We start from the raw sequence: 13,025 nt of genomic DNA, 5'->3' as shown, positions 1-13,025 counted from the left end.
ATCCATGCCCACTCACTACCTGGATTCGGAAAAGTCCGAGTCGTCGCTTCGCACCGATCAGACACGCATCACCATCACGGCCGAGCGTAGACGGTGGGCACGTAAGCCCGCACACATCACCGACGCACTCGATTTCTGGTCGTTCGCCGGAGCCGCTGCCAACGTCATCCTGCAACTCGGTTGGCCCGAGGTGGCGTACGGCGTCATGGAGAGCAAGGTCGAATCGGGTGCTCTGACAGCGCATCCGTGGAAGCGTGCACGAACCACGACGCAGTACCTGACGGTCGCGATCCTGGGTGACGAGGAAGAGCGAAAGGCTTACCGCGAGGCCGTGAACTCGGTGCACCGACATGTGAAGTCGGATTCAAACAGCCCGGTCAAGTACAACGCCTTCAATCGCGAACTCCAATTATGGGTTGCTGCATGCCTGTTCATCGGTTTCGAGGACAGTCATCAGTTGCTGCACGGCAAGATGTCCGAAGAACAGGCGGAGTCGTTCTACAAGTCCGCGTCAACTTTGGGAACGACGCTGCAGGTCACCGAAGAGATGTGGCCGGCCACACGTGCCGACTTCGAGCGCTACTGGAACCTCGGTTGCGAACGCGTCGTCATCGACGAACGCACCAAGCAGTACCTGATCGACTTGGTCAACCTACAGATGATCGCGTGGCCGATACGCCTGGTGTTCCGAAACTTGTTGCGGTTCCTGACGGTCGGATTCCTTCCACCGATCTACCGCGACCAACTCGATCTCGAGTGGACCGAAGACGACCGCCGCCGGTTCGAACACCTCTTCATTTTCGTGTCGTTCGTCAACAGGTTCATCCCACGCTCCGTTCGTCAGGCCGGCAACACCATTCAGATGCGCGACATTCGCCGCCGGATCAAGGCGAGCAAGAATCTCGTCTGAGCCAGCGGCGCGTTATTCGTTGTCAATTCTGCTGCCCTACAGGTAAATCGGGCCGGTCGGTCGACAACAGATCACGACTGGACATGGGTTCCAGCACGACTGAAAACCGGGTCGAAAAGCCGACAAACCGGGCTGATTGAGTGTCACATTCGCCGCATATCGACGCCGTCGAGGCACGTTTCAGGTGACTTACATCACATTTTATCTCGTTTATGTAACGCCGGGAGAGGTGGCGTATCGCCATGCGACCTGGGAAAACACTCTTTGATGCATTTCTGTTGCACAAACATGTGTCGACACGCCGACCCGTGACCAATCCGTAATCATCTCTTATGGTTGGTGACAGCCCGATCAACCGGGCATTACCGAATCGCCACCGCCCGTCCCACCCCGCGGTTCGGACTCGACAACATTCCTAGTGGTGGGAGCGGAGCTGAGACGGTCACCGTCCTCCGTCGGCGGGACTCGAGAGGATTTACCAAAAATGACCAAGACCACCGTTACCCGTGCACTTGCCTCTGTCGCCGCAGCCGGAGCCCTCGCAGCCGGAGCCCTCGGATTGAGCGCAGGCACCGCATCCGCAGCCACCCACGACTGGTCGGGTGTCGCAGAATGCGAATCTTCGGGCAACTGGGCCGCGAACACCGGAAACGGCTACTACGGCGGACTCCAGTTCAGCCAGAGCACGTGGGAGGCCTACGGCGGAGCGGGCAGCGCCGCCAACGCCAGCCAGGCAGAACAGGTCCGCGTTGCTGAAAACGTCCTTGCCGGTCAGGGCGCCGGCGCGTGGCCGGTGTGCGGACAGTACCTCCGCTGACCCCAGTTCGAGTAGTGCGTCACTGCCCGGTGTTCGTCGAGAATTCGACGGGCCCCGGGCAGCGTCGCACTAGCGACCTTCATGCCCCGCCTGATCCGGCCCCTCCGCCGCTGCTGTTGAAAGACATTACGGCGGTACGTGATCCGTCGGGATGACGCGGAGCGAGCGAGGTGTACTGACTCGCCTTCCGATCACGCATCAGCCCTCGGAGAGCCATCCACAATTTTTGGGCCGCCCTCGCCAACCGGTTGTGAGAACTGACCGGCGCAGCCGTAGAAGCGTACGGGATGGGGTCCTTACGCACGTAGTGCTCCATAACCCCAGCGTAGCCGTGTTTCGATGCCGAAATGTTCGTTTTCAATCGCTACCTCGCATCCCTCACGGCGACCGAACAAATCGATCCGGCGCACTCGATGGCCCATCCTTGACCAGGCGTGCAAACCGGTCGGGTAAATCGCGTGGCCCGAACACTTCTCGACCACTGTGTGACAAGAGGCGGTCAACACTCCACCACTCGAAGTGCTCGACCAGCTCGGCGGCCAGCGCTTCGCGCCCCAACGACCCACAGGGCTCGAATGCAGTCGCCATCGGCACGAGGAAGTAGTCGTTGATCGCACCGCCCCAACCCGGCAATATCGCCGGGTCACGGATCTCCTCATGCCACACATGGGTGGCTGCGCCGTAGTCGCGCAAGCCGATCTCCTCGTCCAATTCGCGCGCGAGCGCCTCGGACGGGGTTTCGTCTCCTTCCAAGCCTCCGCCCGGAGGACACCAGACCGTCAGCCCTCCCCCGGGCGCGATGAATCGGTAAAGCAGAAGACGGGACTGGTCGTCAACGACCAACCCCCTGGCCGAATGCCTCAGACGCATGAGTGCCACTGTAAGCCAGCAGGTCAGGCCATAACGGCCAACTCCGGCAGTCCGGCAACCACAACCGCGAGGTTGTATCCCGACATCCGCAGTTCTCCGTTGTCTCCGGTCCTCGCGTACTCCGCATGCCCGAACGCCCGCTCGTGTTTCACTCCATCCGGGGTGATCCCCTCGGCCGTGGACAACCGATGGAACTCGGTGCGCGTCGGATCTCCACCGAAACGGCCGAACCCCGCGATACTGTCGCCTTCCGCTTTCATGACGTAGACGTGCCGGTCGGCGATACCGAGGTCCGACTCCACCTTGGCTCGCACCCCGGGTGAACCGTAGAACACCACGTCGTCGACCGCTGCGCTTGCCCCGCGTTGCAGCGCAAGAGAAGTCGCGAGGGATCCGTAGGAGTGGCCCAACGCGGTGATATGGACTCCGTCGTTGACCGACGCGGCACGAAGACCGTGAAAGAAGCTACCCAATGCGTCGGCGGCTATGCCTGCTTTGGACGATCGACTGACGTCGAAGCTGGCCCGACCGATGTCGAACTTTCCCGGCCCGATCACCTGTGGCGCGTCATATCCGATCCAGGCGATGGTGGCCACGCTTTCCTTTCGGCCGGCCAGTTCGAGTTGCCGCATCGCCTCGGCTCGTAATCGCGTTGCCTCTCCGACCATTCCGCGCATCGAGTCCTTGACGTTGGTGTTCAGTCCGGGAATCGTCACGGAGATGTGATCCGCTGTGTCCGGATCACCGATCGCAATTGCAGCGAAGCCTCGTTCGCCCGAGCGCATGTCCATGAGCAGTAACCGTCGATCAGGTTCGGCGCGAAACAACTCGTCGAGCGCGTCCAGATCCTCGAGTTTGCGTTCGGCGTACCACTGGCCCGCCCCGGTGTTACTCAGTCTGCCGCCGAAGAACTCGCGGTGAAGTTCTTGCGAGATTCGGACTGAATCATCTTGCAGCCGTGCTCGTTCCGATTGAATTCGATCGAGATTGGCCGGGCTGCGAATCGCAGCAGGAATGCCGTCGAGGTTGGCGATCAGGCCTGGTGCATGACGCAACATCTGACGCTGCCGATCAGGGCTGAACGCTCGCCACTCCTCCCCCACACGCACAGCTTTGTCACGGAGGTCGGTGCCGACCTGAGACCGCAGAGACAACGCATGATGAAGATCCGCGCTGACCAGCAGTGCCTCACCGATCAGTTCTCGAACTGCGACCTCGAGCAACTGGGCGTGCACGTGGAGCGGGTGACCGTCGGCGATGGGCGCAACGGCAGAGACGGTTCCATCCTGACGAATATGCAAGTCGTCGGCGACGGCCTCTTTGCGCAGCGTATCCAGCCGTCGACGGATGTCGCGAACGCGGTGAGCGACCAGAACGCCTTCCAACCCAGCAGACAGTTGATCCAAGGCTTCGACGTCCCATACGTCGATATCTGTGAGATCCACTCGGGTCAGGACGAACGAGCAGCGATCCGAGCCTGTACTTCCGGGCGACGCAACGGAGGGACGGTCTGAGGTGGCTGTCTGCGAGGCGGCAACGCACTGAGCAGGCGCGTCGTCGTTTGGGTCACCTCACGCACCGCCTGTTCGAAGGCGTCTCGGTTCGCGTCGGACACCTTGGCTATTCCGCTCACCTTACGTACGTATTGGCGAGAGGCCGCCTCGATCTCCTCTGGCGTAGCAGCGGGCTCGAGTCCACGAAGTTCAGTGATGTTTCGGCACATAATTCGACGATAACCCTGCTCACCGACGCCGTCACGGTTCGATACATCAATGTATCCAAACTGCCACGCAGATCCGGGCATCACGGTAGTTTCAGTGAAATTCCCCCAGTGACTGGAAGTAGCCACTAACTCATGGACTCTGCACTCACCTCCGTCGGCCTACCCGCCGCACTCGCCATCATCATGTTCGGCCTCGGGCTTTCCTTGACGGTCGGAGATTTTGCCCGCGTGGCAAAAGCGCCGAAAGCCGTCTCGATTGCCCTGATCTGTCAGTTGTTGTTGCTCCCGGCCGCGGCCTTCGGTCTGGTCACGTTGTTCGACCTCGACCCACTGCTCGCTGTCGGCATGATGCTCCTCGCCGCATCACCGGGCGGCACCACGGCAAACCTGTTCAGCCATCTGTTCCGCGGCGATGTCGCTCTCAATGTGACACTCACTGCGGTCAATTCGGTGATAGCGGTGGTCACCCTTCCGCTCATCACCAACTTCGCGTTGGGCTACTTCGAACCCGAGGACGCGGACGGCACCCTCGGACTGCAGTTCACGAAGGTACTTCAGGTCTTTGCCGTCGTACTGATTCCTGTCGCCCTCGGAATGTGGGTTCGATTGCGCTCGAGCGCCTTTGCCGAGCGCATGGACAAGCCCGTCCGCATCGGATCCGCGGTGGTTCTGGCACTGGTGATCGTCGGAACGGTTGTTTCCGAGCGCGAGAACATCGCGGACTATCTCGTCGACATCGGCGTCGTCGCTGCCTTGTTCTGCCTACTGAGCCTCTCGATCGGTTACGTCGTTCCCCGGATATTCGGCATCGAGGATCGTCAGGCCATCGCCAGTTCCATGGAAATCGGCATCCACAACAGCACGTTGGCGATCACCATCGCCGTCAGTCTCCTCGACAACGTGCAATTGGCAGTACCGGCCGCGGTGTACGGCGTTCTGATGTTCCCGCTCGCTGCAGCCTTCGGCGCCGCCATCACCCGAAAGTCACGGACCATGGCCGAAATCGACTAATATCAGGTGGTTTTCGATATAGGTGATCTGGTATCGCCAACCCTACGATCGATACGGACTCAGACCGAAGGGTATCGAAAAAATGCTGACCAACACACCTACCGTGCCGGACGAACGCGTCTGGCAAGAGCTAGTCGACGCACTTACCCGTCGCCAATTCGGCATCGGAGCCGGGATGGCAGCAGTCGCAACTATTCTGTCGTCCTGCAGTTCCAGCGACGGTTCAGGTACCGATGATGACGCTCAAATGCGCACCGTCACCACGCCGTTGGGGACCTACGACATACCTACCAACCCGAAGCGGGTCTTGGCCGTCGACGCCCGAACCGACCTCGAGCTCGCCATTGCCCTGGAACTACCGGTGTTCGGATACAACATCTCGCCCGTCACCAAGTGGGTTCCCGTCGACGGCTCGGCCGAATACCTCAGCGACAAACCCAATCTGGAGCAGATCCTCGGACTCGCACCCGATCTCATCATCTGCGTCAACGCCGACAACGAGTACTGGCCCGCTGCAAAGCTCCAAGCCATCGCTCCTGTCCTGACGACCGAATCGAAGCAGACGTGGCGGGAGAACCTGACCCGGCTCTCCGATTGGCTGGGCCGAACACCCACCATGGATCGCCTGATCACCGATTACGACGCTCTGATCACCGACATTCGCACTCGACACGCTTCGGCGATCGCGGGCAAAACCGTCGCAAGCTTGTCCTACAGTCCGGACAAGGCCACGATCTACATCGACAGCCTGCCCGTGTCGGAGGAAACGGGAAAGAAGAATCGTCAACCCACCGACATGACGCTCGCCGATATCGGCGGAAGAACATTGAACACAGCCGGTTTCGACAATCAGGGACGACTGAGCATCGAAGAGATGGATCGTCTGCAAGGCTGCGACGCGTTCATGGTTTCTGTCACCGACAGCAGTGACACCACCTTCGATCAACTCTCGGACAACAAGTTGTGGCAAAGACTTCCGGCTGTGCAGGCCGGGAACGTCACCGTTCTGCAAGGAAGTATGTACTACGGGTCCATCTACACCAACATGTACGTGGCCAAGGGCTGGGACGATCTCTATTCGACGCTCGACTGATCAGACTTGTCCGTGGAAATGCCGGCCGCTCCCGCGCGGTCGGCTTTTCACATTTCGAGGTCGATGCCCAACGCTCCGGAGAGGGTCCGCAGACAGATCACTCTCAACTCTTCCTGCGGTATGGAAGGTTGATCGAGCCAGTCGAGGCAGACAGCTCGGACGAACGCGATCCATCCCCGAACTGCAACGGCAGCGAGCTGTCTTCTTTCGCCCTCGAATCCCAGTGCATCGAGGATTCGAATCTGCTGCTGTTCGAGTTCGCGCTCGACAATCGCCCGGATACCGGCCTCGGCCGAGAGCGTCCCGACGTTGATGGCGCGCACTCCCCTGCTGTGCGACTTCACGTACGCGAAGTAGGCGTCCAACCCGGCTGCCACCTGTTCGCGCACCGGTAGCGTCGCGTCGGGTGCGGTCACCTCGAGCAGGTGCTGCGATTCGCGCTCGACGATTGCGGCGAAGAAGTCTCGCTTGGTCGGAAAATAGTGGTACATCAACCCGCGCGAGACGCCCGCAATCTCGGCGACCTCTTCGATCCACACATCCTCGTACGAGCGATCGGCAAAAAGTTGCGCGCCGATGTCGAGCAACTGCGTGCGCCGCTGCTCTCGGTCCAGGCGTTTTCGTGGTGCGACCATAGGCAAGTCAGATTACTACTTGACACCGATTCAGTAAGGCGTACTTTGCGTACTAGACATCAATTCAGTAAGCGATCTCACCCCGGGGGACACACAATGAGCGTCGACACCACTCCAGAGGCGACGTCCGATGCTCGGATCCCGCATCCGGCGTGGCGCCTGCCGGTCCTCGGGGACGTTCTCGGGATCAATATCCGGACACCGCTGCAGAACTCCGTGAGCATCGGCCGCGAACTCGGCCCGATCTTCGAGAGAAATGTCCTGGGAAATCGCTTCGTCTTCGCCTCGGGCGCGGACATGGTGGCAGAACTGTCCGACGAGTCCCGGTTCGCGAAGCACCTTGCACCTGGAGTCAAAGCACTCCGCGGAATCGGCGGCGACGGCCTGTTCACGGCGTACAACCACGAACCCAACTGGGGCAAGGCGCACAATCTCCTGGCACCGGCGTTCAGCCAGACTGCGATGCGCTCGTACCACCGCACCATGCTCGACGTGGCCGGCGAGTTGGTCGACCATTGGGACAGTCGTGAAAGTGACTCCCCCATCGACGTCTCCGCAGACATGACCAAGCTGACGCTGGAGACCATCGGACGCACTGGATTCAGCTACTCGTTCGACTCCTTCGAACGTGAAGAACAGCATCCGTTCGTCAAGGCAATGGTCGGCGCACTCTCCCATTCGCAGCGCACGACGTTCCTGAAGTCGACCGCCCTCGGGCGAGTGCTCGCACGTCGCGCCGATCAACGTGACGAGGTCCGCAAGGCGTACATGGCCGAGGTTGTGGACGAAGTGATCCGTGCCCGGCGGACAAGTACCGAACCGGGGCCCGAAGATCTTCTCGAACTGATGCTGCGGGCGGCACGCGAGAACGATCCCAACCGTATCGACGAACTGAACATCCGCCATCAGGTCGTGACCTTCCTCGTCGCCGGACACGAAACGACCTCCGGCGCATTGTCGTTCGCGCTGTACTACCTGTCACGAAACCCTGACGTGCTGGCCAAGGCGCAAGCCGAGGTCGACAAGGTATGGGAGGGCGAGGAGCCCGCCTTCGAGAAGATCGCGAAACTTCGATACGTACGACGCGTCCTCGACGAATCATTGCGTCTGTGGCCGACCGCTCCCGCCTACGGGCGCGCGGCGCTCGAAGACACGACGCTCGTCGGCAAGTATCCGATGAAGAAGGGCGATTGGATGCTCGTGCTCATCCCGTCACTTCATCGTGATCCGGTGTGGGGCAACGATCCCGAGGCGTTCGATCCGGATCGCTTCCTGCCTGCCAACATCAAAGCCAGGCCGGCGCACGTGTACAAGCCATTCGGAACGGGTGAACGCGCCTGCATCGGAAGACAATTCGCCATTCACGAAGCGGTCCTCGTGTTGGGCACCATCTTGCAGAAATACACGATCGAGGCCGATCCGGACTACGAGTTGAAGGTAGCCGAACGGCTCACCCTGATGCCCGAAGGCTTCAACTTGACGGTCCGCCGACGCTGACCTCGCAAAACTGCGTCGCGCAACTCGGTTGAACAGTCCCGAATGCGGTAATCCCTGAGGTGGCAGCAGCGAGCACCGGCGCACCCTGGGAGTTCACATGACAAAGAGGCCTGCAGTGGGAATCGTCTTACTCTCGGCGGCATTGGCCACGGGAGCTTGCTCGGCAAGCGTCGGGACGCCGCAAGTGGACAAGTCCGAAGTCGCAAGTCAGATCTCCACTCAACTAGCCGAGAAGATCGGCGAGCCACCCGACGACGTGACGTGTCCGGAGAACCTCGACGCCGAAGTCGGCGCATCGATCACGTGCATCCTGACCGAGCAGGGCACCGAATACGACGTCACAGCTACCGTGACCAGCGTTGACGGTGAAAGTGCGAACTTCGACATCAAGGTTGCGGATGTGCCGAACAACTAACTGCTGTGCGCCTTTATTAACCGCCGGCGGTTAATAAAGGCGCACAGCAAGGCGTCAGAGACGCTCGATAATCGTCGCGTTCGCGGTGCCGCCACCTTCACAGATGGTCAGCAGGCCGTAACGACCGCCGGTGCGCTCGAGTTCGTTGAGCAGGGTTGCCATCAGCTTGGTGCCGGTCGCGCCGAGCGGGTGACCGAGTGCGATCGCGCCGCCGTTGACGTTGACCTTGGCCGGATCTGCGCCGATTTCCTTGATCCAGGCCAGGACGACCGGGGCGAAAGCTTCGTTGATCTCGACGATGTCGATGTCGTCGATGCTCAGGCCGGCCTTCGCGAGAGCGTGCTTCGTGGCCGGGATCGGCGCACTGAGCATGAAGATCGGGTCGTCGCCGCGTGCGCTGAGGTGATGAATCCGGGCGCGGGGCATGAGGTTGTACTTCTCCACCGCTTCCGCCGACGCCAGCAGCAGCGCACTCGCACCGTCGGAGATCTGGCTGGCCACTGCCGCGGTCATGCGTCCGTCTTCGACGAGAACCTTGAGCGTCGCCATCTTCTCGAGGCTGGTCTCGCGGGGTCCTTCGTCGACGGTCGCGTCGCCCATGGCGACGATCTCGTTGTCGAAACGACCCGCGGCGATTGCAGCCTTGGCGCGCTCATGGCTCTGCAGGGCCCACTTCTCGAGCTCTTCGCGGCTGATGTCCCACTTCTCGGCGATCATTTCGGCGCCCTTGAACTGCGAGACCTCTTGGTCACCGTAGCGCTCGGTCCAACCGACCGAACCCGAAGTCGGCGTGTCGAATCCGTACTGCTGACCGACGATCATCGCTGCCGAGATCGGAATCTGGCTCATGTTCTGAACGCCGCCGGCAACGATCAGATCCGCGGTGCCCGACAGGATGGCCTGAGCGCCGAAGTGCACTGCCTGCTGGCTCGAACCACACTGACGGTCGACGGTCACCCCGGGAACGTGCTCCGGGAATCCCGCTGCGAGCCAGGACATACGGGCGATGTTGCCGGCCTGGCCGCCGATGGCGTCGACGCAACCGAAGATCACGTCATCGACGTCACTGGGGTCGATACCGGTGCGCTCGACCAGTGCCTTGACGACGTGCGCACCGAGATCGATGGGGTGCACGCCGGACAGCGCGCCGCCCCTCTTGCCGATCGGTGTGCGAATGGCGTCGACGATGTAAACCTCGGACATAGCGTTAGCTCCTAGTTTCGTTGTGCAGCAATAGTTCTTGAAGTTGATTCAGCAATAGCGTCTGAAGTTGTGGCCGGATCGGAGAGCCCGTCGAGCACGATCGCGAGATATTGAGCCGCGACGGCGTGCGCCGAGAGGGATCCACCCGGGCGGTACCAGCGAACCGCGACCCACACGGTGTCGCGCATGAAGCGGAAGACCAATTCGACGTCGATGTCGGAGCGGAAGGTCCCGTCCGCGACGCCGGCTTCGAGGACGCCGACCCACAGGTCCCGGAATTCGGTGTTGCGCTCGGCCAGGTAAGCGAAGCGCTCGTTCCCGACGAGGTGCTTGACCTCGTCCTGGTAGATCGCCACAGCCGAATGTGAGGCGTCGATGGCCTCGTACGACGTCACGACCAGTGCTTCGAGCGTCGCGCGACTGTCCAACCCCGCCGCGACGATCTCGCGGTATTTTCCGAAGAGTTCGTCGAGGAACTGGTGCAGGATTTCGTCGACCATCGACTCCTTGGAATCGAAATGGTGATACAGGCTGCCGGACAGGATCCCGGCGGCGTCGGCGATGTCGCGGACGGTCGTCGCGCGCACTCCGCGATCGGCGAAGAGCCCCGCCGCGATCTCGAGCAGCTCGTCGCGGCGCCCGGACTTGCCGTTTGATTCGTCGGAATTTCGAGGTGGCGTCATGTATTCAATCCTATCCAGGGCCTTCCCCTGTGCGCGGTCAGCGAGTCCAGGGACTCCTTAACCGCGCACGGGGACGCTAGGCCCTCTGCGAAGAAACGGAGACGATCTCGCCGGTCATGTAGGTGGAGTAATCGCTGGCGAGCATCGCGATGACCGTTGCGATCTCCCAGACCTCCGCGGCGCGGCCGTAGGCCTCACCGGAAGCCAACTGGTCGAGCAGTTCCTCACTGGTGACCTTCGCCAGGAACGCGTGACGCGCAATGGAAGGCGAGACCGCGTTGATACGGACTCCGTACTCCGCTGCTTCGATGGCGCTGCACCGAGTCAGCGCCATGACGCCGGCCTTGGCTGCGGCGTAGTGCGCCTGGGAATGCTGCGCGCGCCAACCGAGAACGGACGCGTTGTTCACCAGAACACCGCCGTGGGGAACGCTCTTGAAGTACCGCAGGGCGGCGCGCGTCGAACGGAAGGTGCTGTTGAGGGTGATGTCGAGAACGCGATCCCACTGATCGTCCGTCATGTCGACGACGGGAGTTTCACCGCCAAGGCCCGCGTTGTTGACGACGATGTCGATACGTCCCAACTTCTCGGCGGCGCCGACGAACAACGCGTCGACCTGCTCGGTGCTCGAGACGTCACAGATGATCGATTCGACCTGCTGACCGGGGAATTCGGCCTTCAGCTTCTCCACCGTCTCGCCGAGTCGACGCTCGTGGAAGTCGGAGACGAGAACGTCGCCGCCCTCGAGAAGCACCCTGCGCGCAGTGGAGAAACCGATGCCGGTTCCGGCTGCGGCGGTGATGATCGCCTTCTTGCCCGCGAGCAGTCCGTGGCCCGGGGTTTCCTCCGGCGCAACGGAAAGCGGGGACGCGGCTTTGGTGTCAGACATTAACGGGCCTCTCGGGGAAGACCGAGCACGCGCTCGGAAATGATGTTGCGCTGAATTTCGTTGGAGCCGCCGTAAATCGTGTCGGCGCGGGTGAAGAGGAAGAGGCGTTGCCATTCGTCGAGCTCGAGGTGCTCGGGATCGGTGATGTCCGAGGCATTGCCTTCGGAATCCGCCCACGGTGCAACCAACGACGACGCACCCTGCACGTCCATCGCCAGCTGTCCCAGATCACGATGCCAGTTGGCCCACAACAGTTTTGCGACGGACGCTTCTCCGCCACCGGTTCCGGCGTCGACCGCGTCGAGAGTACGCATCGCGTGGGCGCGCATCACGCGCAGTCCGACCCACGCGCGGGCGATCTTTTCACGAATGTGCGGATCCTGGTCACTGCCATTGGCTTTCGCCAGGTCGACGACGCCTTGGAGCTCGCGGGCAAATCCGATCTGCTGTCCGAGCGTCGATACACCGCGCTCGAAGGTGAGCAGCCCCATCGCGATCTTCCAGCCCTCGCCGGGTTCCCCGACCACCAGATCGGCATCGGTGACGGCGTCGTCGAAGAAGACCTCGTTGAACTCCGATGTGCCGGTGAGCTGCTGAATGGGCCGAACTGTCACACCGGGCTGATCCAACGGGACAAGCAGGAAGCTCAACCCCTGGTGACGCTTGGAGCCCACCTCGGTGCGGCAGACCACGAAGCACCACTGCGCGACGTGAGCCAGTGAGGTCCACACCTTCTGGCCGTTGATGATCCACTTGCCGTCTTCGAGGCGTGCGGTCGTGGAGACGTTCGCGAGGTCGGAACCGGCGCCGGGCTCGGAGTAGCCCTGCGACCACAGTTCACTGACCGTGTTGATGCCAGGAAGGAATCGGCGCTTCTGCTCGTCGGTGCCGTACGCGATCAGCGTCGGGCCGAGCAGCTCTTCACCGATGTGGCTGACGCGAGCGGGCGCACCGGCCTTCGCGTACTCCTGATGGAAGATGACCTGCTGGGAGATGCTTGCTCCCCGCCCGCCGAACTCCTTCGGCCACCCGAGGCACGTCCACCCCGACGCTGCGAGGTGCTTGTCCCACTCGAGTCGTTGCTCGAAAAACTCGTGCTCACTGCCGGGGCCGCCCTTACCCTTGAGCTGGGCGAATTTGCCCGTCAAGTTCTCGGCCAACCACTGCGCGACCGTGGCCGCAAACTCGTCGTCCGTCATCTGCCCGTCCGGGCTCTCGCTCTGGTCCACATATGTAAGATAACCTACCAAGCACTTGCTAGGTAGCGTGTCAGGTAGGA

General features: G+C 61.6%; 13 protein-coding genes and 1 pseudogene. 6 read left to right on the top strand and 8 right to left on the bottom strand.

The window, feature by feature from the left end; genetic code table 11:
• Nucleotides 1-4: 4 nt before the first annotated feature.
• Together BH682_RS04350 and BH682_RS04345 are read left to right on the top strand one after the other, a co-directional pair.
• Complete coding sequence (locus tag BH682_RS04350; protein WP_003945519.1) at nt 5-910, top strand: oxygenase MpaB family protein; 906 nt, start codon at nt 5-7, stop codon at nt 908-910.
• A gap of 484 nt (nt 911-1,394) precedes the next feature.
• Nucleotides 1,395-1,721 (top strand): annotated as a pseudogene (locus BH682_RS04345) (transglycosylase family protein); the annotation flags it as partial.
• A 384-nt stretch (nt 1,722-2,105) separates the two neighbouring features.
• Here BH682_RS04345 and BH682_RS04340 read toward each other — a convergent pair.
• Genes BH682_RS04340 through BH682_RS04330 form a run of 3 tightly spaced genes read right to left on the bottom strand, consistent with a single transcriptional unit; the run spans nt 2,106 to nt 4,320 of the window.
• Nucleotides 2,106-2,597 (bottom strand): NUDIX domain-containing protein, encoded by a 492-nt coding sequence (locus BH682_RS04340; RefSeq protein WP_075835146.1) that lies wholly within the window; start codon nt 2,595-2,597, stop codon nt 2,106-2,108.
• A gap of 23 nt (nt 2,598-2,620) precedes the next feature.
• Nucleotides 2,621-4,042, bottom strand: a complete 1,422-nt coding sequence (locus BH682_RS04335; protein WP_042449462.1) for an alpha/beta hydrolase — start codon at nt 4,040-4,042, stop codon at nt 2,621-2,623.
• A 5-nt stretch (nt 4,043-4,047) separates the two neighbouring features.
• Nucleotides 4,048-4,320 carry a DUF2277 domain-containing protein gene (locus BH682_RS04330; RefSeq protein ID WP_075832204.1) on the bottom strand — a complete coding sequence of 91 codons (273 nt, stop codon included), beginning with the start codon at nt 4,318-4,320 and terminating at the stop codon, nt 4,048-4,050.
• Between the two features lie 132 nt (nt 4,321-4,452).
• Between BH682_RS04330 and BH682_RS04325 the strand changes: the two genes are divergently transcribed.
• On the top strand, nt 4,453-5,331 hold the full coding sequence (locus BH682_RS04325; RefSeq protein WP_003945620.1) for a bile acid:sodium symporter family protein: 879 nt from the start codon (nt 4,453-4,455) through the stop codon (nt 5,329-5,331).
• An 82-nt stretch (nt 5,332-5,413) separates the two neighbouring features.
• Nucleotides 5,414-6,424, top strand: coding sequence for an ABC transporter substrate-binding protein (locus BH682_RS04320; RefSeq protein WP_075835144.1), 1,011 nt, complete (start codon nt 5,414-5,416; stop codon nt 6,422-6,424).
• Between the two features lie 47 nt (nt 6,425-6,471).
• Here the strand turns inward: BH682_RS04320 and BH682_RS04315 are convergent, their stop codons facing one another.
• Complete coding sequence (locus tag BH682_RS04315; RefSeq protein ID WP_042449458.1) at nt 6,472-7,059, bottom strand: TetR/AcrR family transcriptional regulator; 588 nt, start codon at nt 7,057-7,059, stop codon at nt 6,472-6,474.
• A 96-nt stretch (nt 7,060-7,155) separates the two neighbouring features.
• On the opposite strand from BH682_RS04315, the gene BH682_RS04310 reads away from it, so the two are divergent.
• Both BH682_RS04310 and BH682_RS04305 read left to right on the top strand, forming a co-directional pair.
• Nucleotides 7,156-8,556 (top strand): cytochrome P450, encoded by a 1,401-nt coding sequence (locus BH682_RS04310; protein ID WP_050655739.1) that lies wholly within the window; start codon nt 7,156-7,158, stop codon nt 8,554-8,556.
• A gap of 97 nt (nt 8,557-8,653) precedes the next feature.
• Nucleotides 8,654-8,971, top strand: a complete 318-nt coding sequence (locus BH682_RS04305) for a DUF4333 domain-containing protein (RefSeq protein WP_020906277.1) — start codon at nt 8,654-8,656, stop codon at nt 8,969-8,971.
• A gap of 54 nt (nt 8,972-9,025) precedes the next feature.
• Here BH682_RS04305 and BH682_RS04300 read toward each other — a convergent pair whose 3' ends face one another.
• The 4 genes from BH682_RS04300 to BH682_RS04285 form a co-directional block, all read right to left on the bottom strand.
• Nucleotides 9,026-10,174 carry an acetyl-CoA C-acetyltransferase gene (locus BH682_RS04300; RefSeq protein ID WP_075832202.1) on the bottom strand — a complete coding sequence of 383 codons (1,149 nt, stop codon included), beginning with the start codon at nt 10,172-10,174 and terminating at the stop codon, nt 9,026-9,028.
• A gap of 11 nt (nt 10,175-10,185) precedes the next feature.
• Entirely contained in the window at nt 10,186-10,857 is a 672-nt protein-coding gene (locus BH682_RS04295; RefSeq protein WP_003945807.1) for a TetR/AcrR family transcriptional regulator, read from the bottom strand.
• 76 nt (nt 10,858-10,933) lie between these two features.
• Nucleotides 10,934-11,746, bottom strand: a complete 813-nt coding sequence (locus BH682_RS04290) for an SDR family oxidoreductase (protein WP_003945582.1) — start codon at nt 11,744-11,746, stop codon at nt 10,934-10,936.
• Nucleotides 11,746-12,975, bottom strand: a complete 1,230-nt coding sequence (locus BH682_RS04285; protein ID WP_007734188.1) for an acyl-CoA dehydrogenase family protein — start codon at nt 12,973-12,975, stop codon at nt 11,746-11,748. Before BH682_RS04285 ends, BH682_RS04290 begins: the two co-directional genes overlap by 1 nt.
• Nucleotides 12,976-13,025: the final 50 nt, after the last annotated feature.

This window comes from Rhodococcus sp. YL-1, from assembly GCF_001942025.1.
Lineage (GTDB): Bacteria > Actinomycetota > Actinomycetes > Mycobacteriales > Mycobacteriaceae > Rhodococcus_F > Rhodococcus_F qingshengii.
This window is presented reverse-complemented; position numbering and strand designations above follow the sequence as displayed.